The following is a 25700-nucleotide window of genomic DNA, read 5'->3' on the forward strand; positions in this document are numbered from 1 at the left end:
TTTTTAGCTGACACGAATTCTTAATTCTAATTCTTCCAGTTCATCAGCCAAAATATCATGATTAATCTCATACATGAGATGTTCATGAGTCCAATCCTCAAATACATCTATTTGACATATAATTTGGGCCAATTCTTTGCTTATAAAGGCTGATTCCTGTCCTGCCGCCAGCTTTTTCTTGCATCGATTGAATTTTGGATCTAATAATTCCAGCTGTTCATATAGCCCCTCCAGCGTTTGGTAATGCTGGATAAGTGGTAAAGCTGTCTTTTCACCAATACCAGGACAGCCCGGAATATTATCACTTGCATCGCCCAGCAGTGCTTTTACATCGACCCATTGCGCTGATTCTATTCCATAATCCTCACGAAAATCTTCAATGGTATAAACACGATCTCCTGTTTTACTGGCAATAATTTGACTCGTATGTTCATTCAGCAATTGAAACAGGTCACGGTCATTACTGTAAATTAAGCATTTCCCCATGTTATTCGTACTCCACATAGTAGAAATCGCACCGATTACATCATCTGCTTCATAGGAAGGCACAGACAGCTGCTTAACGCCAATCCGTTCTAGACTTGAACGCAATGTTTCATATTGCATAATGAGCGGTGCCGGCAATTCTCCGCGTGTCGCTTTGTAAAAATCAAATTTTTGTCTGCGGGACGATTCTTCGCGCTTTACATCCCAAGCAACAGCTAAATGCGTTACTTGGTGAGTTTTAATAAGGCTGAACATTTTTTGAAAAAACACGCGCAGTGCATTGGTATAAATCCCATTTTTATTTCGATATAATTGATCTTCTGTTTTCCCATAAGCAGTTGCAAAATAACCTCTGCTAAGTAAGTTAAAACCATCTATTAATAATAATGTATTAGTATTTTGATTCATCCTAATCCCCCTGATGTTCTGATTCTCTGTTATCAGATTGTACCATATCCGGGCCTTATTCTCTTCTTAAAAATTTCCCATCAAATCAATTTACTGGTCCGTTTCTATTCTGTTTTCCGGATAGGATATCCAATCGCTAAAGCTGCCGGCATAGATTTTCACATTCGTAAAACCTGCTTCCTTGAGTGCAATATAATTAGGAGTTGCTGTAATACCGGAACCGCAATAAACAATGATTGGCTCATCTTTGTTCAAGTGATTAAAACGGTTTTCCAACTCTGGTACAGGCAAATATTTACCGTTCCTGAAATTTTCAGTCCAATCCATATTTATTGCACCGGGTATATGCCCAGCTTTATGATCAATCGGCTCATGGATTCCTTTATAGCGGTCTGATTCTCTGGAATCTATTAAATAACCTGGTCTATCATTCTCTGCCCAGTCTTTCACTTCAGGGTAAGTGACTAATAGATTCTTATTCATGACAGGGGCATAATCTGTTGGTGTCAGCACAGGAATATCCTCGGTTACTGGATATACTTTCTCCAGCCAAGCCTTTAATCCTCCATTAAGTACATATACACGCTCATATCCAAATAATTGGGCTGTCCATAGAAAGCGACCGGCAAAAGCTCCCTCGCCGCCATCATAAGCAATAACGGTTGTCTGTTCATGTATACCGATGGCTTTCATTAGTTCAATAAAGTCTTCTCTCGCAGGAAGCGGGTGTCTTCCTCCATGTTCCTTAATTGGACCGGACAAACCCTGAGCAACATCCATAAAAGCAGCTCCCGGTATATGGCATTCTCTATATTGTTCTCGTCCCGCTGTTTTATTGGATAAATGGAATTGGCAATCGATGATACGTAAATCAGGATCACTCAAATGTTCAAATAACCATTCAGACTCTTTTACCAGCTGCAACTGCATTCTCCTCCTCCGATTCTAAAATTAACTTGATTTGCTTTTCAGCCTCCAGGTAAATTTGAGGATTAGATTTCTTGTTTAATGTCAATTCCATACTTTTCAATCGTTCATTGCCTTCGGTTTTCATCTCCTCAATTAATGAAAGACTTATATACTGAATGGCTGATTCAAAATGCTCAAACAATTTGTTCTGTTGATCTGTATAATAAACATCTAGATAGTCGTTTAACTTCTCCAAAAAGGCATCAGCCATTGGTTTTCTACCATTCTTTTCAAAGAAATGCTGGGTACCCTTGAAAAGTCTCAGTTCTTCTTTGAAATCATCTGCCGTTAAATTTAATAGCGCTCGGTCGGTATTATATTCGTTTTGTAAATCTGACTTAGGCTCACTGAATGACCAATCTTTATGGATGGTTTGAATCTCTTGAACTAACTGGACATAGGTATCATGCATGGTCTTTTTGACCATAACCTCTAAACGCAAGGATGTAGCCTGTATTTCATTGGCCAATTCAATTCTGACTTGATCAAGTAAACGATTCGTACAGGCTAAAAGGGACTGCCGATGGTCCTTTAATGTACCGGGATTAAAAAATTCTTTAAAATAATTCGGGAAGTTCAGGTTAATCCTTTGCTTACTATAATGAATCAATTCTTCTGTTTCCTGCTTCATCCTGGCCATTTCATGAGTAAATCTTTTTTCATTTAATATCGCTAACACTCGCTCCCAGTTTTCATGCAATTGGACACGTCTTTTCGTCTTCTGCTCCTCGGTTTCATTGGACAGCTCGACAAGTCGACTGGTAAGCTGAAGTGCCTTATCCAAATCCAGCATAGCTGCATTAACTAATATACCTTTAAGCTCCTCCTGAATAAATGAATAGAAAGCTGATTCAAAATGGGAAAACAGCTCGATATATGCCTCATTTCCTGAATTGAGTTCTTCAGTCCTTTGTTGTAGCGCTGCACGGCTTGAAATTGGATAAATCCGTGGATGATGGATTCCTGAAGTTTGCAATTCACTGCGTAAATAATCCTCAACCACCTTTCTCTCCTCCAGATTTTCAGCCAAATCAGCCGCATTCAAAAGGAAAAACATCTTATCCATACTGAATGAATCCTTAACCCGTCCCAGTTGATCAAGGAAATTTCGGTCAGCCCGTGCGAATGGGTGATTATAATACGTAATAAAGCAAATCGCATCTGAATGCTTTATATAATTGAAGGAGGTACCTGTATGTCTCGCATTAACAGAATCCGCTCCGGGAGTGTCAACTAAAATAACGCCTTTTCGCGTTAAATCACAGTCATAATATAAATCAATGCGTTCGATAAAGCATGATTTTGTTTCATCTATTGCATACACAGAAAACTCATCCAATGAAACGGCAAAACTTTTACCAAGATTTTCTTCAAAGGAGTCAATCCCCTTTAAAAATGCCTCCAGGAAAGAAACCTTTAATCCTAGCGCATAGCTTTGTTTCTTGAGCATGGTTTGCGCCTGTTTCCTTGCCATCGCTAGATCCTGTACTTTTAAACCATCCTCAAACCACAGTTCATTTAAATCATCGAGCAGCATGGTCTCCGTCTTAGCATGAATGGTAGCAGTACCATGTTTATGTAGGCTCGTTGGCGGCAAAATACGATTAATGACAGCGGTAGTAGGATTCGGTGAAACGGGTAAAACGTTTGCTCCTAAAAGTGCATTGGCAAATGAGGATTTCCCTGCACTGAAAGCACCAAAGAGAGCTAAAGTGTAAGTTTGATTCATCAGTGAATCTGCCCTATTTTTCAGCTCCTGCGCTAATTTCTCAAGACCAGGTAAGTGGTTCAAAGCCTGGGAAGCTTTTTGCAGCTTTAAAGCCACTTGCTCAGATGTATAAATCGGCTGTGCCGTCTCCACTTTTTTTATAATCCGTTCAGGCTTTGGCTCAGGTTCAATATCTTTAACTTCTTTAATATCCATCTCCACAATTGAACCCTCTTTTTGCTGGCTTTGCAGGAATTCCATGACTTCTGTAAGGTTATATCTGGATCTTTTAGTCAACTCATTCATAATTTTATCTTTATAGCTCCGCTGATTAGTCAGCTGTACTTGCCAATCCTGCCAAATGTGAAGAATAGAATGGTCCGATTTTAATTCCTCCTTCACCCGGGTGAGACGCTGCTCTCTTTCCTCTTCCCACTGACTCACCAAGGTATTGAAAAGAGTTAACGCTTGCTTGCCCGCAGCTTTTTTAATGGAAGATGCCAAATCCTTGGAAAAATTCAACACCAAGTCACTGGTAACAGAAGCTAACTGATCTACCTCAATGATCGTTTCATAGGGAATATCATAGTCGAATGACTGGATGATATTCTGACTCTCCTGTTTGTGTCCTGGATAATCGTTCATCATTCTTTGAAAATATTCATTTAAATTCCACAAAATTGTCGATTCAGTCTGCTGTTTAATATTTTGAATCAGATTAGCTTTACGAGTTTCTTTTTCTTGTTCTGTTTTACTTTTTCCAAATATTCTCCCGACTTTAAAAGATGTAACCATTGATTCCAAATATGATTTCGCCAGTTCCCTGGATTCATATGGAGTGATATTGCTATTTTCGATAATATGCCCAATTTGTTCATCAAATTTATCTTCCTCATGCTCACGGAAATTAATAATGCTTTTACTAAATTTTTCAGCAGAATCAATAATTTCTAACAAGTGATGATTCTGTTTGTCATGCAGCTGCTGCTCCAGATGATTTCTGGCTTGATTGGAATCCGCTTCTTTCCAATTTAGATGCTCCGTTATTAAATGGTTAAGAAGTGAATTCACATCATAAGCTGGCGCAATATCAGCTAATTCAGCTATTTTTTCAGTTACACGGTGAGCTTGGTTAAAGGGATGATCCTCCGCTTTCATAGTAGTAAAGTAAAACTCTTCTACTGGTATATCCCAATCCTTAAAAGCTTGCTTTACACTTTGTTTAAGAGATGTAAAAGAAAGCTCATCCTCCTGATGTTTATCGATTTGATTAATGATGACATATATTCTTTTCCCCATACGTGCCAGATCTCTTGTAAACTGAAAATTTATTTCTGACTGAATATGATTGTAATCGGTCACATAAAAAACCGCATCTGCCAGATGAAATGAGGAGGCAGTCGACAATTCATGGGCTTCATCAGTTGAGTCAATCCCTGGTGTATCCAATAAAACTAAGTTGTCTGCATACGGAAAATTCTGAATCATCAAATCGATTTTTTGGATGGAACCTCCGTTTTTCGCAAATTCTTTAATTTTGTTAAAATCAATTGGCGGCTGAAAGATTAGACATTTTTGATCATTTAAAGTGACCCTGGCTTCTCCATTGCCGCTCCTTATTTTCACGATATTAGCACTTGTCGGAATGGGACTGGAAGGCAATATCGGCTGTTTCAAAATATAATTAATAAGCGTAGATTTTCCGGCCGAAAAATGTCCGCAAAATGCCAAGCTATACTCATTATCATTAACCTTATTCATAATATCGATCGTTTTTTGTGCCCGTACTTGATCCCCATCTTGTTCAAAGTACTTATAAATAGCGTAAAGCTGGTTAAGTGTTACTTCCCTTGTATGCAGTCTCATACTTATCCCCTTATTAATAATCATTTATCTATCTATTTTATCGAAAATTGGAATAGTTGCCCATAAATATCTATTTTGGTAAAAAAATAAGTTCAGACTTTTGTCTGAACTTACATACTTTGATTAGCTTGTGATTGAGCTGCTATAACTTTAGGATTTGCTACATTATTTAAAACATGAACCATGACTCCGCTAAAGGCTGTTACCGTTGCACCTACAAATACCCAAATCATCATCATGCACCTTCCCTGTCATGTAGTTAATTGATAACGTCTCTCATTATAGTTCCAGTGTATCATCAATGATAATCATTTTCAATCAAAATTCTGTTCAAAACAGATATTACCTATACACGCCTGTGCTTTATGTAAGTTCTAAACAACAGGTAAACAATCTCCCCTGAATACCAAGACAGATTGTTCATGATTTTTCCGGTTAATTGCCGCTCTTCTTTTCGTTATGCTGAATCGTTATAAAAATTTCCTTCAATCGGTCCTGTCCACAGACATGGCAGACTTTCAGCATCTCATGTAATGAATGGCAATGAATACAATAATACTTTTTCATATGGTGTATCCACCTTTTTTACATACAGTATATGTAATATGATGGTTGCTGGTTCCTCATTTAGAGTATATTAATTCATTTCTCTTTGTTCTTTATTAAAACTGTAAACCACTCCAAAAAGAAGCATTATATCAATTGCATATGCCTATTTACTTTTATCTGTTCTAATTTTATGTAGATTGTACAGGAATAATATTGATGACGTACATATGATGATTCTGATTATATTTTAATAAAAGGAGTGAAATTTGTGAGTGATGACCAGAATCAATCCCCACAGTTGATCCCTCAGCAGCTAATTAATTTACTAGTAAGTGATCTTTTTCGGAAAAATGGAATTAACGCTGAGAAGGCTAAAGAAAAGTTATCCGATGAACAAAAGCAAATGATAAAAGAGTTAGTTAGTGATTTGACTAACCAGGTGGAAACATTTGTAAAATCCTCATCAACCGAGGATAACAAAAGCAATGAAAAATGATCATTTTAAAACGCCTGATTAGCAGGCGTTTTTTTTTCGATGGACAAACACATTTGAGCTTTTTGTCCAATCAAAACAAAGGACATCCTCATATTTTATAAAGACCAAATCACAAAGGAGTGGTAGAAAAATGTCAAATTATTTTGGTGACAATTGTGAAAGGGAAAGGGATGAGGAAAAGCGGCACACGGCAGAGATAGCCCAGGACGCTGATCAGTTCACTTCTGAAATCCAAGAATCAGATGAATTAATCATTATCAAGGATTCAGGTAACGTGTTTGTTCAAACTACAGAAACTCAAGCAGCAGTGTCCCTCCAATTAGCTTTGCAGCTCGCAATCGCATTGGTAATTGAAATTTCAATTGCAGATTCAGATGATAGCGATGGTGTTGTTCAAGACCTTCTTCAGCACTTTAATTCTGAGCAAAAGAGTGTACAAAAAATTCATATCGAAAATTCAAGGGACGTTAGGGTTACAACTACTGACACAGATATCTCTGCAAACCTTCAAGTAATGCTAGAAGCACTTCTAGCTATTGTAGCCAGATTAGATATCGCGTAAATTCAAAAAATAAAATAAGAGGTGAGAAGAAAAATGAGTGAAAAGAATTGGAGAGCATTAGACAATTTCAAATGTAAAAATGATGATGCGGAAGTCACCCAAGAGGCTGATCAAATCACATCAATCACACAGCAATCCTATGAATGGATCGTCGTCAAAGATTCAGAGGATGTAGAAGTGCATACAACAGATACTCAAGTGGCATTATCTTTACAAGCAGCTATTCAAGTAGCAATCGCAATTGTTATTAGTATATCAGTTGGGGATAATGAAGCCGGTAAAGGGGTAGTTCAAGATTTAAAACAATTTTTCAAATCTAAACAACGAAATACCCAAAAAACAATTATTACTGGTTCAAAGTGTGTAAGGGTCGAAAGTACGGATACTCAAATAGCTTTAAATATACAAGTATTAATCCAAATTCTTGTGGCTATTGTTGCTAGACTAGATATTGGATAAAGATGATGCTCAAGATACTAAAGATGGATAACCTGTATAATATAGTAAAAAGACATGACTAGCTCATGTCTTTTTACTTTTTAATCACTATTTTGAAATGAACTCTTGGAAATTTACTAATAAGCCGGTCACTTACATTTTCGCCATGCCCCTGCCTTCTTGTAGAGTTATGCTCTATCAAACAAATATCACTGATTCTTCACATCTCTTTAATTATTCTGTACGTTGTTAACCAAAATGAATACTACCTTTTCAGTAATTTGATAGGATATATGGATAATCTAACAGTTTTTAGGTATTAAAATAGATAAACTTACCTTAAAATAAATCGAATTAATAAACTATTTCTTCCTTATTTTGAATCAGTGGACTATCTTTTTGGGGCTTTTTGAAGATTACATTAAACAATAGATTTAATCCTATCGCAGTTACCCCTCCAGCCACAATTCCGTTTTCAGTCAGAATTTTCAATGTATCTGGCAGATTAGCAAACATTTCCGGGACAACCGAAACCCCAAGACCGATTCCGCAGGAACATGCAATAATCAGCAAGTTTTCCTGAGATTGCAGGTCTACTTGGCTTAGCATTTTAATTCCCGCCGCTACCACCATACCAAACATAGCAACCATTGCTCCGCCCAGTACAGATGAAGGAATAATCGTTGTGATTGCTCCAATTTTAGGGCTGAAGCCAATCAGGACTAAGAATACACCTGCCGTATAAATCACATTGTTAGAACGTACACCGGACATTTGGATTAATCCGACGTTTTGAGAAAATGTTGTGTAGGGAAGAGAATTAAAGATACCACCGAACACAATCGCTAATCCTTCTGCCCGATACCCTTTAGCAAAATCCTCTTCTTTTAAATCCTTTTCACAAATATCAGATAAAGCAAGATAAACACCTGTTGATTCTACTAAGCTTACAAGTGCCACGAGAATCATCGTAATTATTGGTGCCCATTCAAAGGTTGGCATCCCGAAATAAAAAGGAGTAGGAGTTAGGAGTGCATCGGCATCGATAACAGCTTGGATGTTCACCTTTCCCATGAAGGCCGCTGCAACTGTACCTACAATTAATCCAAGTAAAATAGAGATGGCTCTTATAAAACCTGTTGAAAACTTATAAAAAATAATAATAAATAGCAATGTACCAAATGCCAACAGGATATTAGATGTTGAGCCAAAATCACTCGAGCCTTCCCCACCAGCCATATTATTCATAGCTACCGGAATCAAAGTCATCCCAATAATCGTTACCACTGATCCAGTCACAACCGGAGGAAAAAATTTCAACAGCTTACTAAAATACTTACTTACCAAAATAACAAATAATCCTGATGCTAAAATAGCTCCGTATATAGCCGGTATTCCGTATTCTCCTGCAATCGCAATCATTGGACCCACTGCCGTGAATGTACAGCCTAGGACAACAGGCAACCCGATACCAAAGAATCGATTCTTCCATACCTGCAAAAGTGTCGCAATTCCACACATCAGAATATCGATTGAAACTAAATGTGTTAATTGCTCCGGGGTTAAGCCAATACTTCCACCAACAATCAAAGGTACTACAACTGCTCCGGCATACATAGCTAATACGTGCTGGATACCCAGTGAAGCGGTTTTCCATTTATTCATTTGCATTGGCTGTTTCCTCCTCCAAAAAGATTACTTTATTTTTTTCAAGGGATTGGATACGAGCGAGTGATTCTACCCGATATCCTTTATCTCTTAAAATTTCACCGCCTTCCTGGAAGGATTTTTCAATAACAATTCCCAGTCCGGCAATTTTGGCGTTCGCTTGGTTCACAATATCAACCAACCCAAAAGCAGCTTGTCCCTTTGCTAGGAAATCATCAATGATTAATACAACATCCTCTTCATTTAAAAACTTTTGGCCAATGCAGATCGTATTTTCTTCTTTTTTCGTAAATGAATAAACAGTGGACGTATATAAGTCGTCTTGCAGGGTCAATGATTTTTTCTTGCGGGCAAAAATAACTGGGACCTGAAGCTCAACCCCTGCCATAACCGATGGAGCTATTCCAGATGACTCAATGGTTAAAATTTTCGTAATCCCAGCATCCTTAAACCTCTTCGCGAATTCTTTACCTATCGCCACCATTAATTCAGGATCCAGTTGATGATTTAAAAACGTATCTACCTTTAGGACCTCACTTGAAAGGACTTGCCCTTCCTCCATAATTTTAGCTTTTAACAATTTCAACTTTTACTCCTCCAATCCCTTGCTTCAAATAAATGAACAAATAAAAAGGACCTACAAATTGTCACCTACCTAAAAGTGGGTACAACAATTCATAGGTCCTTTATATCCGGACAAATATGAACAGCGCATTATTAACTCGGGCGCTTGTTTCCCACTCATAGTCAGATTATTTCGGTGGCGAACCACACTGGTAATCTGGTAGAAACTCGCAGGCCATATCCCTGCTATTATATGAGTGCGTATGTAATTAGTATGTTGAGAATTATATCAACAAAATACTCGTTTGCAAAGTGTTTTTTCGTCAAAAACTACTTTTATATTGTCCAATATTTGTGTCCAAATAAAAGACGAATCTTCTATAAAGAAACTGTTTTTCACAATTCAGCCATATTTATTTCATTCATCCTACCCATAAAACACTCGTTATATCAATTTTACACTATTAATACAGTAATAACCTTATTGGTGAACGATTTGTGAAAATGAAATAACTATCATCCATTTCCAATATTATCTAGTAGAATATACTCAAAGCACATTTCCATTATTTTCGAGAGGGGAGAAAAACGTGGCAAAAACTAAATTAAACGTACCCGTCAAGGTTAAGAAGAACGAAGAAACTAATCTTTCCGGAACATTGATTTCTGTCTTAACACTTGGGGCATTCATTTTAATTGTATGGGCAAGCGTTTACTTTTTATTTTTAGATCGTCTGTAGAAGAAGGGAGAGATTATCAGTCATGCATATCCATAAATTTGAAAAGATATGGCTTATATTAGGGGTAACAGCACTTTTTGTATTTTTAACTGTATTAGGGGTCAGTGCATTTTATGATGGAAACCAACCGGCAAGCTGTCTGGTGACGATCGATCCGGAAAAAGTAACAGAAACTAAACCTTTTGATAAACCGGGTTTACATAAAGTTGAAGGGAAAGAATGGGATTACGAATTAGTATTCGTTGTTTCCGCGTTTAAATTTGACCCAGGTGAAGTTCAAATTCCTAAAGGTGCAACTGTAAAATTCATGGCTACCTCAACGGATGTTGTTCATGGATTTGAAGTGGCAGGAACGAATGTCAATATGATGATTGAGCCTGGCTATGTGAATGAATATACAAAGACATTCGATAAAACCGGTGAATATTTAATTTTATGTAATGAATATTGTGGTACGGGCCATACCATGATGACGTCTAAAATCGAGGTGGTTGACTAATGAATAGGAATCAAACTGATCTTAAAGTAAACAGAGCTGATGGTAAGCTCGCTATGGCCCACTTCTATGTGGCATTTATCGCACTGGCTCTTGGAGGATTCGCTGGCCTTTTACAGGTTCTTGTCCGATCAGGAAAATACACACTGCCTGCCGGAATTACATATTATCAAGTTCTTACTGTTCACGGTGTTTTACTTGGACTTATACTGACTACATTTTTTATAATGGGCTTTCAATTTGCAGCAATCAGCAAAACAAGCGGAACACTATCTAAAAAGGCAAGAACGGTTGGTTGGATTGGTTTCTGGATGATGACCATCGGTACAGCTATGTCAGCTACAATGATTCTACTTAATGAAGCATCCGTTCTTTATACTTTTTACGCACCATTACAGGCTCATCCAATTTTTTATTTTGGGCTGGTATTTGTTGTAGTGGGAAGCTGGCTGGACGGCGGAGCTATGGTTGCAGCTTATATTAACTGGAGAAAACAAAATAAGGGTAAAGTTGGACCTTTATTATCATTCATGGTCATTATCAATAATGTATTATGGTTTACAGCTACCCTTGGTGTCGCGGCTACTGTGTTGGTACAGATTATTCCATGGTCACTTGGATGGGTTGATTCTATTAATGTTCTTATTAGCCGTACGTTATTCTGGTATTTTGGACATCCGCTCGTATATTTCTGGTTATTGCCGGCTTATATGGTTTGGTATGTCGTCATTCCGAAAGTAATTGGCGGAAAAATATTCTCTGATTCATTGGCGAGATTATCGTTTATTTTATTCTTACTGTTTTCTGTACCTGTTGGCTTCCACCATCAATTAACGGAGCCTGGGATTGATCCTGCATGGAAATTTTTACAGGTTATTTTAACTTTCCTGGTCATCATTCCATCCTTAATGACAGCTTTCTCCATGTTCGCCACTTTTGAAAGTGCAGGACGTGCAAAAGGCTATAAAGGAATCTTTGGATGGTTTAAAGCCCTTCCTTGGGGTGATGCGCGCTTTACGGTTCCTTTTATCGGAATGGTTGCTTTTATCCCTGCTGGTGCAGGAGGAATTGTCAATGCTTCCAACCAATTGAACCAGGTTGTACATAATACGATTTGGGTAACAGGACATTTCCATCTAACACTTGCTACCTCTGTTGTCTTAACTTACTTTGGTGCCATGTATTGGTTGGTTCCACATTTAACCGGCCGTAAGCTTACTAAAAAAATGAATAAATTAGCCATCATCCAAGCTATAACATGGGCAGTTGGAATGACCTTTATGTCTGGCGCCATGCATTTTGCAGGTCTGCTGGGTGCACCAAGAAGATCATCCTACTCCACATATGGCGGTTCCGCTCAGGCTGCTGAATGGATTCCATATCAAATCGCTCAGGCCGTTGGAGGCTCCATCCTCTTCATTGGTATCATTTTGATTTTAGTTATCTTCGTTAATCTAGCTTTCTTTGCCCCTAAAGGTGATGAAGAGTTTCCGATTGGTGAAGTATCAGAAAAGGCTGAAAAAACACCTTTCATCCTTGAAAATTGGAAGCTATGGATTGGTATTACAGCAGTTTTAATCATTCTCGCCTATACCCTGCCATTTGTAGACATGATCCAAAATGCACCACCTGGGTCAAAAGGATTTAAGCTCTGGTAAAGGTGCTATGACAAAAAACTATAGCAGATGCGGATGACAAATATGTTCTCTGCATCTGTTATTTTAATTATTTTGATATTTGAGAGTTTATTTGTTTATAAAATTGTATTTTCATATATTGGTGTACGCTTTAAAGTATCAATTATTCTACCTAATCTAAGAGATACCTGATTAGCTAACCATTATTGAGCGAAAAATGAAGTATATGAGCGAATTCTTAATTATATGAGCATCATCAGAATTAATTGCGCGAACGGGAAAATAATTGAGCAGTTTTGAGCCTAATTGAGCTTTAAAAATAGCCTTTGAGCGATTTATTTAAGGATTGAGCTAAACTAATTCATCCGTTCCAACCGTCATAATCAGCCTCTTTCTTCCCCTGTCATCCATTCTCCACAGCAAGTGAACAAGCCAAAACCTTTCCTCAGCAATAAATAAAGGCGCCGTCAAGCATCTAAACTTCTACTTAACGAACACCTTTTTATTGTTTATAAATCATACAGTGCAGTATATTTTTCTTTTAAATACGTTATCAAATACTGTGGATTTAATCCTTCTCCCGTAGCATCCTTTATAATCTCTAAAGGCAATTTCAACTTTCCATACTGATGGACATGCTTCGTTAACCATCCAGTAATTTTGTTATAGTCTCCATTTTCAATAGTTTCATCGAAGTTCGGAATATCCTTCAGCATTGCAGCTTTGAATTGAGCTGCATACATATATCCGAGTGCATAGGATGGGAAATACCCAAACATGCCACCTGCCCAATGGACATCCTGTAAAACTCCTTCACCATCATTTTCAGGCCGGATTCCCAAGTACTCTTCATACTTATCATTCCAATGCTTCGGCATATCAGCTACTTTTAGATCTCCATTAAACAATCCCTTTTCTAATTCATACCGAATCATAATATGCAAAGGATACGTGAGTTCGTCAGCCTCAATCCGAATTAAGGAAGGCTTTGATTCATTAATAGCCTTATAGAACGTATCGAGGTCAATATTATCAAATTGTTCAGGCGAGACAGCTTTTAATTTATCAAAATTATGTTTCCAGTAGCTAAGATTACGGCTGATAAAGTTTTCAAAGAATAAGGACTGAGATTCATGGATACCCATTGATGTACCGGTACATAAAGGTGTTCCTTCTAATTCTTTATTAATATTTTGTTCATATACGGCATGTCCGCATTCGTGTATGGTACCAAATAGAGCAACACGGAAATCTTCCTCAACATATTTCGTTGTAATCCTCACATCATTTGCGTTTAAAGCTGTAGCAAACGGATGGACTGTATTATCCAGACGTCCCGCTTCCAGGTCATAACCTAATTCCTGAATCAATTCCATACATAATTTTTTCTGTGCTTCTTCACTAAATGACTTATATATAAAGTTCGTTTCTAGATTCTTATTCGATTCACCAATCTTTTTCACAAGCGGTACAATTTCTTCTCTTAGCCTGGCAAATACATCATCCAATATCTCAACTGTCATACCCGGTTCATACAAATCGAGTAATCCATCATAAGGATGATCAGCTTTTCCCCAATAGGATAAAAATTTCTTATTCACATCAATTAATTGTTCCAAATATGGCATAAACAACGAAAAATCAGATGTTTCTTTTGCCGTTTCCCATATACTTTCAGCCTTGGACTGTAGTTCAACATACTCCTTATACTCATTTGCGGGGATTTTACTCATCTTCTCGTATTCTTTTTTACATTCCTCAACAATGACAATTGTATTTGAATCCAACTGCTCCTTCAGTTCAGGCTTTGATAACTCTTCTATGTATCGTTCCATTTTAGTTCCGGTTGCCATTTCAAAATGTTCTTTCGATAAGATGGATAGCACTTGACTTCTCTTATCAATCGTTTTCTTTGGAGCCCCAGTGCGCATGTCCCATCCAATCAGTGCAGATGCTTCTCTGAATGCATCCATGGTATGTATATAGTCTAAAAACTCTTTTTCTAATAGGTTTGTCATATAGATCCCCCTTCTCCTTAAAGTATACTGAATATTTTACCATATTAAGTATACTAGGTAGATAGTTTTATATACGAATATGCGTACTTTTCCTACCAGTCCTGAAAAAGTCTAATTACCTAGTATTCCACCATTTCAAACTAAATAAAAAATGCCAACCCTTGGGGTTAGCGTTTACTTTTATTGCTGATTGTCTTCAAATTCCCTTTGTGTTTTTTCCGCGGCATCTTACCCCAATATTGAAAATAAATCTGTACAAATAAAATCCTTGAATACCTTTCGTTTTTTCGTGGCGTGTTTGATAACACATGAATTTCTTGATCACTTACGAGTACTATTTCAGATATTTTTACCTGATTACTTTTTCGCATATAAAAACCATAAACAGGCTGGATAAAAAATTAATTAGGACAGATAAAGCTATAGAAATATGGTATACACAAAATAAATCCCTAAAGGGTGCTTATTTCTGCCCTCAAGACTAACTTATTTCCTTTGCCTCCTTTATTTTATGAAGTCACTAATTGCGTCTCTAAGGCTTTGTATTACAAGGCAAGAAGTAAGTCCTCATATCTGGGCTTTTCTTTTTCCAAGAAGTAAACGAAACTAAAAAATGTAAATCAAACAAGCAATGATGATTAATACTACAGCGATAGTCCAAAGCATTAGAATCAACTCCTTTCAAATAGAAGAGAAGTAGTGACTATGATTATTTGTATAGCAAGACGCCGCAAAATAGACCAATTAGGCATGTACCAATTATATTTTTGACCACATAAAATAATCAGCTCCTACACAAAAAAGATGAGAAAGACAAAAAAAAGACGACTCTATAAGAATCGTCAATCTATAATGTGGTAAACGTAAAATCAGGTTATTTAATATCTCTGGAAATGACGTCATATCAACCTTTTCTCGGCGGTCTCTTTCCCCAATACTGATAGTAATCCGTACGGATAAAACCATTAAACAGCTTTCGTTTTTTAGTGGCCGGTTTGCCATAAAACTGCTCAAAGTTTTCATCAGAAGTCAGCATATAAACAGACCAAGTTTCAAATGGACGGAGTGCTTCCCCCATCTCTTTATACATTTTCTCAACGGAAGGACGGTCGCTGAGGCGTTCACCATATGGAGGATTCCCAACAATTACGCCATATTCCTTGGTCGTTGTAAAATCACGGACCTGCATTTGTTTAAAGTTAATTAAATCCCCAAGTCCTGCTTCCATAGCATTTTCTTTTGCGATTTCAATCATCTTATGGTCAATATCAAACCCCGAAATGTCTAATTCCTGATCATAATTGGCCAGTTCTTCTGCTTCCTCTCTGACTTTATCCCAAATAGATGAATCAATAATAGGCCAGTCTTCGGAAATAAAATCACGATTAAATCCAGGCGCAATATTTTGGCCGATTAACGCAGCTTCTATCGCAATCGTACCCGATCCGCAGAATGGATCAACAAATGGACGGTCCGGAGTCCAATTCGTCAGCTTCACTAATGCTGCTGCAAGGGTTTCTTTTAATGGCGCTTCACCCTGCCCTGTTCTGTATCCACGTTTATGAAGGGCCTGAGGGCCGGTTGTATCAATCGTTAATGTGGCTTTATCTTTTAAAAGCGATACTTCTACACGATATAATGGTCCATTTTCATCTAACCATCCATCTTTTTTATATGCTTTTTTCAAGCGGTCCACTATGGCCTTCTTCGCAATCGCCTGGCAATCTGGAACACTGAATAATTTAGATTTGACCGATTTACCTGATACAGGAAATTCAGCCGTGACATCCAAATAATTCTCCCAAGGAAGTTTTTTTGTACCTTCAAATAATTCATCAAATGTATAGGCCTTAAATTCGCCTACAAGAATTTTCACCCGGTCTGCTGTTCTAAGCCACATATTGGCTCTGGCAATGGCAAGCTCGTCTCCCTGAAACAGTACTCGTCCATTCTCGACTGTACATTCATACCCAAGGTCACGTACTTCCTGTGCGACAATCGCCTCAAGACCCATTGCTGCTGTAGCTATTAATGTAATCTTCATTGTTTCACCCTATCTAATCATATTACTTTTCCATTAAATTAAGTCGTTCGCGTCTTTTATCATACAACTCATACATTTTGAATGCAAACCAAATCAGCATTTCTCGTCTATATTACCGCATTAAATTGTGGTTGGTTTCATCCATAGCTTCGAAAAATCTGCATAGCCAAAATTCTTAATGCTAATATTCATAATATCATCTGAAAACAGTACACTTCGTTTGGAATAGTATAACGGCAATATTAAAGCAGATTTCATTAATCTTCGTTCCATTTGTTCATGAAGCTCACTCCACTTTTCAAAAGGAGTATTAGCATACTGGTTTAATATCTCGAATCGCTCTCCTTTATCTCCTAGGACTTGGGCAAGCGGAGAGGAACTCAACAATAAAAAATGAAAAAAAGATAAGCTATGATTCATTTCAAATACTTCTCCATGGATAAAAAAATCTGTACCATGATCTGTATATCCATTTTGCAGACTTTCTTCAAACGTGATCTCTTTTAATTTAACAGGAATACCTGCGGTTTCCAAAATCCCCTTTAACCAAAAGATAAGCTTTTCTGTATATGGAGTAGTCTGTAGAACAAGTGGTTTGGATACCTCTATAAATGGAACTTGATCCACTATGTATGGGTCAGATGGAGAGCGCAAAATACCACTTTGATTCGGTATAATTTTTGGATCCAATTGATTGATTTCATTTCTCCTTGCACTGATAACATATTGGATATAATCTCTTACTTCCTGCTTATTTATATCTGAATTGCGGTACGCATTCATAATCACAATACCAAACCCTGAATCACTCTCAACCTTATATGTTTCGATATCATCCTCTTTTACAGAGGATCGATAAATAGTCTCAAACCCCATCGGCATCTGAACAAATTCTATACAATCGAGCAGAGCTCTTTCCTTGTAATAGTCTTCAAACGCACGAAGAATTGTTTTTGTTTCATCATTTTTTTCCAGATAAAAGCTGCCCGTTCCAATTAATTTTCCATTGTTTACTTTATATATACTTGAGTTTATGGTGCTTAAGAGATGCAATATATAGCTGCACTTTTGTTTCAAGTTAATTTCTACCACATACTGTGCGGGGGAATGAATTCTTTGGACAATAAACCATATATCCCTGTGAATTGGATGATCACGCAAAGATTCCAAGCACCTTACAACATCATCTGCTGAAAGGTAGGAACCATCATGAAATTTGACTCCTTTTCTTATGTAAAGTCTTAACAAGCGATTCGAGCTTTCCCAGCTATGAGCAAGCTCAGGCCATATTTCATTATCTTCAGTCAGGTAAATCAAGCGATTGTAAATATTAGAAACTAAGTTAGCGCTATGTATATCGAGAGCTTCAAGAGGATGAAAGGACAAAAATGGATCCTTTCTAGGAATGATGAGTTTATCCTTTCCCTCATCATTAAATCCAAGCTTAGTTTGAAAGAGTCTCATCAGACGTAGTTTGCATTCAGAGGACCAATGCAGAGTTAGCCATTTTGCACTTTTTTCAATTGATTCATGATTGATTATATATTCCATTTCTTTTTCATATATGGATTCCACATTTTTGACCCACTCTATCTTAGTTGAATGTCCCCGTCCTTTTCCTGGCTGCAATCTAAACCACCCCTCCTCATGCCATCTTTGCATATATCTGGAGGTTTGCTTTGGACTAAGTTCGAGTAAATCCGCTATCTCTGCCTGTCTTACATATCCCGTTTGAATATGCTGCCAAAGAGTCAGTAGTTTAGGTTCCATCATCTACCCCTTTTCACCATAAAAGTAGACATTTATCAATTAATTGTCTATTTTCAGAAGCATCAGTCTAGTTTAATATAATCGATACAAAGGGGGTAAAACAATATGAAATTGAAGAATTTGCCACAAAATATTAAAGTACGGTTAGGCACATCTTTTTTTAACAGAATGGCATCAAGCTCTGTGATGCCATTTATGGCTTTGTATTTTGCTCATGAATTGAACAAAATCTGGGCAGGTGTCTTCTTGATTTTTACCGTCCTTATTACATTCGTTGCTAACCTGCTGGGAGGATATCTATCAGACCGTTTCAAAAGGAAGAAAATTTTATTAATGACTTCCTCTACAAGTGCCTTCATGTTTTTGATGATGACTTTGACCTTAATCCCTGAGAATGACTGGGTTTGGCTATTTGCAATTTGCTATGTTGGATATATGATTTCAAGTAGTCTTGGAAGGCCAAGCATGAGTGCAATTATTATGGATTCTACTACAAAAGAGACAAGAAAATTTGTTTATGCTCTTGATTATTGGCTCATTAATTTATCCATGGCCATTGGGGCAGCAATGGGAGGACTTTTATACAGTAATCATCAACTTGAATTATTTATCATCTTAACGTGTACATCCACCTTCATTGCCATTGCTTATAAAATTTGGCTGATTGAAGGTACGGTCCGTCAGTTAAAGCAATCACATAAAAACTTTCTGATTGATTTACTTCATAACTATAAAATTGCCCTTCAGGATACTCGCTTTGTAAAACTCGTACTTGGATTCATGTTTATCCTTTCCGCTGAATTCTCACTAAATAGTTATATTGGGGTTCGATTATCAGAATCCTTTGAAGTCGTTAACGTATTCGGATACCAAATTGGCGGTGTCCAAATGTTAAGTTTGATGAATATAGAAAATATGTTATTAGTCGTCCTTTTAACGTTTATTGTTTCCAATATTACGAATCGTTTTTCAAATAAACGTGTGTTAATCATTGGCCTGCTTATTTATGGTGTAGGGTATACATTTGTTACGTCAGCCAATAGCTGGTATATGCTCTTATTATTTGGGTTTATTGCCACGATTGGCGAATTGATGTATTCACCTGTTTATAATACTGAACAGGCAAATATGATTCCTGAGGATAAAAGAGGTTCTTATTCTGCTTTTAGTAATATATCCTATAATGGCGCCGACTTAATTGCAAGATCAACCATCATAATAGGCGCTTTTGCCGCTCCGATGATGATGTCCGTTTATATCGGCCTGGTTATTGCGGTCGGAACTTCTCTTGTATATTTCAGCCTTTTTTATAAAGAAAAATATCAAAGAAACATCCAGACAAATACATAGTAATAATTTGAGTCAAGCTTTACCTGAAGCATAATGATTGTCATAAAGTACCGCATTAAAACAGGCTGCCGATCTAATCGGCAGCCTTTCATTCTTCCCTTAGTGGAAGTAGTTTTATTCAGGTAATACATTTCCAAGATAACGTCCTGTAAGCCATGTTCTGTTCCTTCGTACTGCAATCGACTGGAATGTCTCGTACTCCGGTGGTAATCATCTATCTTCAGACTCCTACGAGTCTGCCCTTTCCCCTCGTTCATTTCCTTGGGAAAGGCGCCCCTACCAAATTTGGGTTTCTCGCTCGCGGGGTTTACCTCGTTCCACCCTTTTTGTTTCCAAAAAGGCTCCGTCACTGTGGCACTTTTATAGGTACCGGTGCCATATTCTAAAAGAACTTAGGCACTTTCCCAGCCGTCAGCCTGAAACAGACTGCCCTAGCTTATTGGGCTAGGCACGAACACTACAGGCATCTCAGCCTGTGCGAGCATGGACTTTCCTCTACAATTTGCATTGCAGCGATTACCCAGACGTTATCACATGCAAAATTCATTATACCCTCATTTCAACTATAAAACAACTGTTATCATTTGGAAGATATTTTATTCGTAAAGCTTACTTCCAAACACATGCTTTTCTAAGTTGGATAAGCGTTTTAAAATATCGAAATTGGTGGTACCTGTTGCTTGCTGAACTGGTTGTACAGTTCTTTTCGGCTGTTCTTCCAATTGTTTTTTCAGCTTCATATTCTCTTGCTGAAGTGTTTCAATTTCCTGATGAAAAACCTCATAATCCTTTATAACTAGATCCAGAAATTGATCAACATCTTCTTGTTTGTATCCTCTGACACCCGTTTTAAATTCTTTCTCTAAGATATCCTTTGCGGTCAACTTTGTTTTATCTGAGAGCATTTTATTCACCTCAAATTCATACGACTAATATATAATATTTTTTCAAAAAAAGTGCTGTTTGTCAATTTCCTCTTAATAATCTTCCCATTGTGCCTCATCAATTAAACTTTGCAGGTCCCAAAATGTTATTTGATTAATAGGATAATCCTGTTTATTTTGTTTCTTTTTACCTTCAAACCAGCTATATTTAGGGCTTCCGTCCTTTTCATCATCGTACAATATTAACATTTCATCGCTTTTATCGACAATAAATTGGTTCTTTAGCTTTAACTGCCACGGTCCTTCATACGGTTTCTTTGAAATAGCCTCAACATAGTCTGCCTGAAGGAGTACCTCTTCATACAGCTCTTTAACCGGTTCTTTCCAATTATCTTCCTGATTTAAATAGGGCAGTAAAACACCTAGCTTAAGATCTGGATACTCTTCCTGCAAGTCAAAAATCACCTGTGCAGCCCATAGTTCTACTCCGGGTTGCCCTGTAATGATTACCCATTCCATACCTTCCTCGAGAAGAGTTAACAAGCGACTCAGGAGTGCTTTTTTTATGTATTTGATACCCTCGTGATTTTGATCAAAAATACCAAGCTCATGGGCCTTATATCCTGTTACAAATACGACTTTTCCCATATAAGTTCACATCCATTTATACATTATACATTAAATCATAAAAAGAAGAGGCTTTACGCCTCTTACTTTTAGCAGCAAAATCCACTGCCACTGCCACTTCCAAATCCACTTCCACTTCCACTTCCAAATCCACTTCCTAGTCCGCTACCACTTCCTGAGCAACCAGGTCGCGGTGGAGTTGGTGTACCAAATTGATTAGATTGATTATGAACACTATTGGCACTTTGGAAAGAATGTGGGAAATGATGTTGATGTTGATACACATGCTTATTTACTTCAAGAGTTTGAACAGGATGCACATGCGGAACTATATGTGTATAGCAATTTTCCTTAACAAATTGAATCGGCTGGTGGCAAACCGGTGGGCACACCTGCACTTTGTTACACCCTGGTACTTGAATAGGACCACAATGATGTTGATGACGACGACCGAACATACGCGTCTCTCCTTTCATTATCTATATAGCTTACATAAATAGACTATGAAAAGATGGATAAGACTGTACTAAGGCAATTACCTATTTTCCGTTTATAAAAAAATGTTTCAACATCAGAACTGCTACATTATAATTAAATAGAATTAAAAATTACCATCGATAATCCAATAACAACAAAGAATAAATAAAAGACAACCTTATACATCCGATTTATGTTCACTTCCTTCTGCAAATTATCAAAGGTGTATAACATTAATTTACATGGGATGGACAAACATAACAACCATTATTTAGTTTTCTTTTATTCCAATTTCTTCTTTATCTAATTTACGCTCCAGTCGACAAATGCGGTGAAGAGTTGATTTTTCATGAATACCATGCTTATGAAAGGAATATTCCCTTATTTTCACCAAAGCTTTATTTGTATACTCCAGAGCTTTAGCATAATCCTTTTTCTTATGCTCAAAATATTTTGCAAGCTCAATCAGGGAACAGCAAACGATTACTGGTGTCTGTGCATCGCACGCCTCTTCCCAAAGCTTTACTGCTGCTTCATCATTTTTATTCTTTTTATGTTCGTTTGCCAAATGAAATAGTACATTCAATCGTTCTTCATCATGCTTGGATTCAGAAATTCCTTTTTCAAAGGAACCAATAGCACGCTCTCGATCCTTTAAATAAGAAAACCACCTAGCCAGTTCAAATGAATCCTCATGCTCCAATGCATCATCATTTAATAATAGGGCGGATTGATGAATGTATAAGGTGATTAAAGATAAAACGTCCCATTCATTATGTTTCATAATTTTAAAAATAGCTTCCGGATTCTTCCTATCAATATAATCAAAATAAATGATAGGGGCAAGGTATCCCGGCACATCATCCTTCCTCTCGAAACCAAGTACCTCTTTTTCAACAACTGATAGCTTTACGCGATCCAATTTGTTTTTCCACAGTCTTCTAGAAGCATGATATAAATCGAAATGACCGAAATCCGGTAATTTTGGCAAGTGCTGACGCAAAAGAGTATGCTGCGTAACTACTTGCGGCCAGTCAAATGCTTTTCCATTATAGGTGACCAACGTCTCATAATTCACTTTTTCTAAAAAGGTCTTATAAAACGGAATTTCAAACCCTGGTCTAGGGAGAAAATGTTGTCTGACCTTGATATTCTCATCCTCCAAAAAAGCATATCCAAGCAAAAAGATGGAAGTTCCTGCACCACCACCCAAACCGGTTGTTTCTGTATCGAAGAAAAACATTTGATTTGCTTCAAATCCTTTGGCAGAAAGAGGGTGCTTTAGATCGCTCTCATTCCAAATCTTCACAATTTGTGGAAGCATATCAAATGTATACTTTCCATGCTGATAATCAAGTGGATAGCTGACCTCCCTGATTAGGCAATATTCATTCTCGTAAATAACAGGAAAGGCCCCGAATTCGCTCCATTGCTCAAAGAAAGGGATGTCAACATTTTTAATAGGTGTATCGGGTTCAGGTTCAGAGCATACTTCCATACGTTTTTTTGAGCCTTCTCCAACATTTGTATTCAAATGCTTTTTCATCCGGTTTAGTTTATTTTTAATGGACATGTAATTTGTCACCGGCCATTCGGTTTCCAAGAATGGATAACACTTTAATGGAATCCTCCTTTAAAGACGAGCCAGTGCCTTCCATTCCAACACAGGATGGGCAGCCATTTTCACATGGACAGACTCTAATTGCCTGAATCGTCTCTTGAATAATTTGTTCACTGTTTTCGTACATATGCTTGCTTAAACCAATTCCTCCCGGATAATGATCGTAAATAAAGATGGTTGGAAGCTCATTATGCGTTGCCTTAACTTGGGGGTAAACATGAATATCCCCTGGATCACACAGCACATAGACTGGAATGATGCCTCGCAGAGCGTGAGCAGCACCCATCAGCCCCTCCTCGAGCCTCTCTTCCTTCCAATCGACACTCCCTTCCATAAGAGAGAGCATACATGCATTCGTATGAATTTCTTCTTCTGGTAAGTGAATTGGTCCCGATCCAATATTTTCATGTGAGTCAAATCTGATTTTCTTGAAAATCGTTGCCATTGCTCGAACGGAAACATCTCCAAATGTAGTTTCACTTTTCGGATTAACGTTTGTTCGGTCAATTTCCAGCACATCTACCTGAACTGCAAGATTTGCATCCGTATAGTAATCCACATTGACCTCGCGTACATATGCCTTCTTTTCTTCCCAATCCAAATACTCTACCTGATATTGGATTCCTTGATGTAAGTAAATGGCTTCATCATGTAGAAGAGTCATAGCTGAGAATCGGTCCGTTTCTCCGATAACCTGCACTTTTGGATTAGTTCGGTCTATAATGACCACATTCTCCTGCGAAGCAGATCTAAGACTGATTTCATGTGCTGGGAAAGCATCATTCATCCAATGCCATGTATCTTTATTTTTGTGCAATACATGCTCCTCTGCCAAATATTCCAGAATTTCTGTAACCTCTGCAGCGCCAAATTCCTCCCCTTCTTTAAACGGGATTTCAAAAGCTGCACATTTTAGATGATCAACAAGGATTACCAGATTATCAGGATTAATTCTCGCTGTTTCCGGACTTTTATTAAAGAAGTAATCAGGATGTTGGATGACAAATTGATCTAATGGACTGGAGCTCGCAACCATGATAATCAACGCCTCGCCGTGACGCCTTCCTGCCCTGCCTGCTTGCTGCCAGGCACTGGCTATCGAGCCTGGGTACCCCGTCATAATGCATGCCTGGAGCTGTCCTATATCCACGCCCAGTTCAAGTGCATTCGTGCTGACAACCCCATAGATTGATCCATCTCGCAATCCCTTTTCAATTTGCCTCCTTTGTGTCGGCAAATATCCCCCGCGATAACCCGTAATCGCCTTCGGTCCCAATTGTTTCGAAATTAATTCCTGTAAGTACGTAACCAATATTTCAACACGGACACGGCTGCGCGCAAAAACAATTGTTTGGATTTTATTCCTTAAAAGAGTGCTAGCTATCTTTCTGACCTCTAATATGGAACTTCTGCGGATATTTAAAGGTTTATTGACGATTGGCGGATTATAAAACACAAAATGCTTTTTGCCTGCTGGTGCACCATTCCGCTCAATTAAGATCATTTTAGATTCCGTTAATTGTTCTGCAAGTTCCTTCGGATTGGCAATCGTTGCAGACGTACAAATAAAAATCGGATCACTTCCGTAAAAACGGCAAATTCGCTTTAACCTTCTGATCACATTAGCCGTATGACTTCCAAATACTCCCTTGTACGTATGAAGCTCGTCAATAACAATATACTTCAGATTTTCAAATAAACTGACCCATTTCGTATGATGGGGTAATATTCCGGAATGTAACATGTCCGGATTTGTCATTACGATATGGCCTGCTTTGCGGATTTTTTGCCTGATACTAGTCGGTGTATCACCATCATACGTATAGCTGTTAATATCTGCATCTGCAGCATCAATCAGTTCCTCTAATTCAGATTTTTGATCATAGCTCAATGCTTTTGTCGGAAATAAATAAAGAGCTCTTGTATCTGCATTCTCAAGAATCGATTGGAGAATCGGTAAGTTATAACACAATGTTTTCCCTGAAGCAGTAGGAGTGACCGCCACAATATTCTTATTATTTCTTATATATTTATAAGCTTCGGCCTGGTGGCTGTATAGAGCTTCAATCCCTCTTTTTTCAAGGGCAGACTTTAACTTTTCATTTAATTCAGTTGGAAAGGGTGAATACGTAGCTTTTTTTTCATCGATGGTATGCCAAAAAGCAATATTATCTTTGTATTGTTCATCCTGTGAAAAATCATCTATAAACTCCACTAAATTTTTCTTCCCAAACATGATGCACACCTCATTTCTGTCATCATTGTACCGAATGAACGTTCCCTTGAAAAGGAAAAAGTCGCACCTTTTTCAAGATACGACCT

General features: G+C 37.7%; 22 protein-coding genes, 1 other RNA gene and 1 riboswitch. Of the genes, 7 read left to right on the forward strand and 16 right to left on the reverse strand.

What is annotated here, in order from left to right:
* Nucleotides 1-3: 3 nt before the first annotated feature.
* From FHY47_RS06040 to FHY47_RS19190, 5 genes are all read right to left on the reverse strand, one after another.
* Nucleotides 4-894: a 5'-3' exonuclease gene (locus FHY47_RS06040; protein WP_066107294.1), complete on the reverse strand. Its 891-nt coding sequence runs from the start codon at nucleotides 892-894 to the stop codon at nucleotides 4-6.
* 90 nt (nucleotides 895-984) lie between these two features.
* Nucleotides 985-1824: a sulfurtransferase gene (locus FHY47_RS06045; protein ID WP_148629846.1), complete on the reverse strand. Its 840-nt coding sequence runs from the start codon at nucleotides 1822-1824 to the stop codon at nucleotides 985-987.
* Nucleotides 1796-5437 (reverse strand): dynamin family protein, encoded by a 3642-nt coding sequence (locus FHY47_RS06050; protein WP_187393442.1) that lies wholly within the window; start codon nucleotides 5435-5437, stop codon nucleotides 1796-1798. The genes FHY47_RS06045 and FHY47_RS06050 overlap by 29 nt, the downstream gene beginning before the upstream one ends.
* Nucleotides 5438-5547: 110 nt before the next feature.
* Nucleotides 5548-5673, reverse strand: a complete 126-nt coding sequence (locus FHY47_RS19185) for a hypothetical protein (protein ID WP_257469018.1) — start codon at nucleotides 5671-5673, stop codon at nucleotides 5548-5550.
* A 199-nt stretch (nucleotides 5674-5872) separates the two neighbouring features.
* On the reverse strand, nucleotides 5873-6004 hold the full coding sequence (locus FHY47_RS19190; RefSeq protein WP_257469017.1) for a hypothetical protein: 132 nt from the start codon (nucleotides 6002-6004) through the stop codon (nucleotides 5873-5875).
* A gap of 250 nt (nucleotides 6005-6254) precedes the next feature.
* Between FHY47_RS19190 and FHY47_RS06055 the strand changes: the two genes are divergently transcribed.
* The 3 genes from FHY47_RS06055 (at nucleotide 6255) to FHY47_RS06065 (ending at nucleotide 7503) form a co-directional block, all read left to right on the forward strand.
* A complete protein-coding gene (locus FHY47_RS06055) occupies nucleotides 6255-6482 on the forward strand; it encodes a hypothetical protein (protein ID WP_066107303.1) in 228 nt (75 codons plus the stop codon).
* A 130-nt stretch (nucleotides 6483-6612) separates the two neighbouring features.
* A complete protein-coding gene (locus FHY47_RS06060) occupies nucleotides 6613-7044 on the forward strand; it encodes a spore coat protein (protein WP_066107304.1) in 432 nt (143 codons plus the stop codon).
* 33 nt (nucleotides 7045-7077) lie between these two features.
* Nucleotides 7078-7503, forward strand: a complete 426-nt coding sequence (locus FHY47_RS06065) for a spore coat protein (protein ID WP_066107306.1) — start codon at nucleotides 7078-7080, stop codon at nucleotides 7501-7503.
* Between the two features lie 333 nt (nucleotides 7504-7836).
* Here the strand turns inward: FHY47_RS06065 and FHY47_RS06070 are convergent, their stop codons facing one another.
* Both FHY47_RS06070 and FHY47_RS06075 read right to left on the reverse strand, forming a co-directional pair.
* Nucleotides 7837-9153 (reverse strand): nucleobase:cation symporter-2 family protein, encoded by a 1317-nt coding sequence (locus FHY47_RS06070; protein WP_148629850.1) that lies wholly within the window; start codon nucleotides 9151-9153, stop codon nucleotides 7837-7839.
* Nucleotides 9140-9736 carry a xanthine phosphoribosyltransferase gene (locus FHY47_RS06075; RefSeq protein WP_148629852.1) on the reverse strand — a complete coding sequence of 199 codons (597 nt, stop codon included), beginning with the start codon at nucleotides 9734-9736 and terminating at the stop codon, nucleotides 9140-9142. Before FHY47_RS06075 ends, FHY47_RS06070 begins: the two co-directional genes overlap by 14 nt.
* Before the next feature lie 138 nt (nucleotides 9737-9874).
* A riboswitch (purine riboswitch) is annotated at nucleotides 9875-9991 on the reverse strand.
* Between the two features lie 313 nt (nucleotides 9992-10304).
* On the opposite strand from FHY47_RS06075, the gene FHY47_RS06080 reads away from it, so the two are divergent.
* The 3 genes from FHY47_RS06080 to FHY47_RS06090 are packed head-to-tail and all read left to right on the forward strand — an operon-like array spanning nucleotide 10305 to nucleotide 12608.
* Nucleotides 10305-10454 (forward strand): cytochrome c oxidase subunit 2A, encoded by a 150-nt coding sequence (locus FHY47_RS06080; RefSeq protein WP_066107311.1) that lies wholly within the window; start codon nucleotides 10305-10307, stop codon nucleotides 10452-10454.
* 22 nt (nucleotides 10455-10476) lie between these two features.
* Nucleotides 10477-10953, forward strand: coding sequence for a cytochrome c oxidase subunit II (locus FHY47_RS06085; protein ID WP_066107315.1), 477 nt, complete (start codon nucleotides 10477-10479; stop codon nucleotides 10951-10953).
* Nucleotides 10953-12608 (forward strand): b(o/a)3-type cytochrome-c oxidase subunit 1, encoded by a 1656-nt coding sequence (locus FHY47_RS06090; protein ID WP_148629855.1) that lies wholly within the window; start codon nucleotides 10953-10955, stop codon nucleotides 12606-12608. Before FHY47_RS06085 ends, FHY47_RS06090 begins: the two co-directional genes overlap by 1 nt.
* A 488-nt stretch (nucleotides 12609-13096) precedes the next feature.
* On the opposite strand, the gene FHY47_RS06095 is transcribed toward FHY47_RS06090, so the two are convergent.
* The 3 genes from FHY47_RS06095 to FHY47_RS06105 form a co-directional block, all read right to left on the reverse strand.
* Complete coding sequence (locus tag FHY47_RS06095) at nucleotides 13097-14605, reverse strand: carboxypeptidase M32 (RefSeq protein WP_148629857.1); 1509 nt, start codon at nucleotides 14603-14605, stop codon at nucleotides 13097-13099.
* A gap of 904 nt (nucleotides 14606-15509) precedes the next feature.
* Nucleotides 15510-16649 (reverse strand): THUMP domain-containing class I SAM-dependent RNA methyltransferase, encoded by a 1140-nt coding sequence (locus tag FHY47_RS06100; protein WP_066107325.1) that lies wholly within the window; start codon nucleotides 16647-16649, stop codon nucleotides 15510-15512.
* Nucleotides 16650-16769: 120 nt separating this feature from the next.
* A complete protein-coding gene (locus FHY47_RS06105; protein WP_181162013.1) occupies nucleotides 16770-18419 on the reverse strand; it encodes an ABC transporter substrate-binding protein in 1650 nt (549 codons plus the stop codon).
* Nucleotides 18420-18524: 105 nt separating this feature from the next.
* Here FHY47_RS06105 and FHY47_RS06110 point away from each other — a divergent pair, with 105 nt between their 5' ends.
* Entirely contained in the window at nucleotides 18525-19769 is a 1245-nt protein-coding gene (locus FHY47_RS06110; protein ID WP_066107331.1) for an MDR family MFS transporter, read from the forward strand.
* 144 nt (nucleotides 19770-19913) lie between these two features.
* Here the strand turns inward: FHY47_RS06110 and rnpB are convergent.
* The 6 genes from rnpB to FHY47_RS06140 form a co-directional block, all read right to left on the reverse strand.
* An RNA gene (gene rnpB / locus FHY47_RS06115) (RNase P RNA component class B) lies at nucleotides 19914-20297 on the reverse strand.
* 68 nt (nucleotides 20298-20365) lie between these two features.
* Nucleotides 20366-20674 (reverse strand): cell division regulator GpsB, encoded by a 309-nt coding sequence (gene gpsB / locus FHY47_RS06120; protein WP_139891762.1) that lies wholly within the window; start codon nucleotides 20672-20674, stop codon nucleotides 20366-20368.
* Between the two features lie 72 nt (nucleotides 20675-20746).
* Nucleotides 20747-21301, reverse strand: a complete 555-nt coding sequence (locus FHY47_RS06125) for an SLOG family protein (RefSeq protein ID WP_148629859.1) — start codon at nucleotides 21299-21301, stop codon at nucleotides 20747-20749.
* Nucleotides 21302-21369: 68 nt separating this feature from the next.
* The gene (locus tag FHY47_RS06130; RefSeq protein WP_180349942.1) at nucleotides 21370-21738 is read right to left on the reverse strand and encodes a CotD family spore coat protein; all 369 of its coding nucleotides are present in this window, start codon (nucleotides 21736-21738) and stop codon (nucleotides 21370-21372) included.
* Between the two features lie 290 nt (nucleotides 21739-22028).
* Nucleotides 22029-23330: a ribonuclease H-like domain-containing protein gene (locus FHY47_RS06135; RefSeq protein WP_148629861.1), complete on the reverse strand. Its 1302-nt coding sequence runs from the start codon at nucleotides 23328-23330 to the stop codon at nucleotides 22029-22031.
* On the reverse strand, nucleotides 23320-25614 hold the full coding sequence (locus FHY47_RS06140) for a DEAD/DEAH box helicase (protein WP_148629863.1): 2295 nt from the start codon (nucleotides 25612-25614) through the stop codon (nucleotides 23320-23322). Before FHY47_RS06140 ends, FHY47_RS06135 begins: the two co-directional genes overlap by 11 nt.
* Between the last annotated feature and the right edge of the window lie 86 nt (nucleotides 25615-25700).

This window comes from Bacillus sp. E214 (assembly GCF_008087365.1).
Lineage (GTDB): Bacteria > Bacillota > Bacilli > Bacillales > Pradoshiaceae > Pradoshia.

Excerpts from the sequence above, each read along its gene's own strand:
- FHY47_RS06040 (WP_066107294.1), bottom strand. The coding sequence starts at position 894 with ATGAATCAAAATACTAATACATTATTATTAATAGATGGTTTTAACTTA.
- FHY47_RS06045 (WP_148629846.1), bottom strand. The coding sequence starts at position 1,824 with ATGCAGTTGCAGCTGGTAAAAGAGTCTGAATGGTTATTTGAACATTTG.
- FHY47_RS06050 (WP_187393442.1), bottom strand. The coding sequence starts at position 5,437 with ATGAGACTGCATACAAGGGAAGTAACACTTAACCAGCTTTACGCTATT.
- FHY47_RS19185 (WP_257469018.1), bottom strand. The coding sequence starts at position 5,673 with ATGATGATTTGGGTATTTGTAGGTGCAACGGTAACAGCCTTTAGCGGA.
- FHY47_RS19190 (WP_257469017.1), bottom strand. The coding sequence starts at position 6,004 with ATGAAAAAGTATTATTGTATTCATTGCCATTCATTACATGAGATGCTG.
- FHY47_RS06060 (WP_066107304.1), top strand. The coding sequence starts at position 6,613 with ATGTCAAATTATTTTGGTGACAATTGTGAAAGGGAAAGGGATGAGGAA.
- FHY47_RS06065 (WP_066107306.1), top strand. The coding sequence starts at position 7,078 with ATGAGTGAAAAGAATTGGAGAGCATTAGACAATTTCAAATGTAAAAAT.
- FHY47_RS06070 (WP_148629850.1), bottom strand. The coding sequence starts at position 9,153 with ATGCAAATGAATAAATGGAAAACCGCTTCACTGGGTATCCAGCACGTA.
- FHY47_RS06085 (WP_066107315.1), top strand. The coding sequence starts at position 10,477 with ATGCATATCCATAAATTTGAAAAGATATGGCTTATATTAGGGGTAACA.
- FHY47_RS06090 (WP_148629855.1), top strand. The coding sequence starts at position 10,953 with ATGAATAGGAATCAAACTGATCTTAAAGTAAACAGAGCTGATGGTAAG.
- FHY47_RS06095 (WP_148629857.1), bottom strand. The coding sequence starts at position 14,605 with ATGACAAACCTATTAGAAAAAGAGTTTTTAGACTATATACATACCATG.
- FHY47_RS06100 (WP_066107325.1), bottom strand. The coding sequence starts at position 16,649 with ATGAAGATTACATTAATAGCTACAGCAGCAATGGGTCTTGAGGCGATT.
- FHY47_RS06105 (WP_181162013.1), bottom strand. The coding sequence starts at position 18,419 with ATGGAACCTAAACTACTGACTCTTTGGCAGCATATTCAAACGGGATAT.
- FHY47_RS06110 (WP_066107331.1), top strand. The coding sequence starts at position 18,525 with ATGAAATTGAAGAATTTGCCACAAAATATTAAAGTACGGTTAGGCACA.
- gpsB (WP_139891762.1), bottom strand. The coding sequence starts at position 20,674 with ATGCTCTCAGATAAAACAAAGTTGACCGCAAAGGATATCTTAGAGAAA.
- FHY47_RS06125 (WP_148629859.1), bottom strand. The coding sequence starts at position 21,301 with ATGGGAAAAGTCGTATTTGTAACAGGATATAAGGCCCATGAGCTTGGT.
- FHY47_RS06130 (WP_180349942.1), bottom strand. The coding sequence starts at position 21,738 with ATGTTCGGTCGTCGTCATCAACATCATTGTGGTCCTATTCAAGTACCA.
- FHY47_RS06135 (WP_148629861.1), bottom strand. The coding sequence starts at position 23,330 with ATGTCCATTAAAAATAAACTAAACCGGATGAAAAAGCATTTGAATACA.
- FHY47_RS06140 (WP_148629863.1), bottom strand. The coding sequence starts at position 25,614 with ATGTTTGGGAAGAAAAATTTAGTGGAGTTTATAGATGATTTTTCACAG.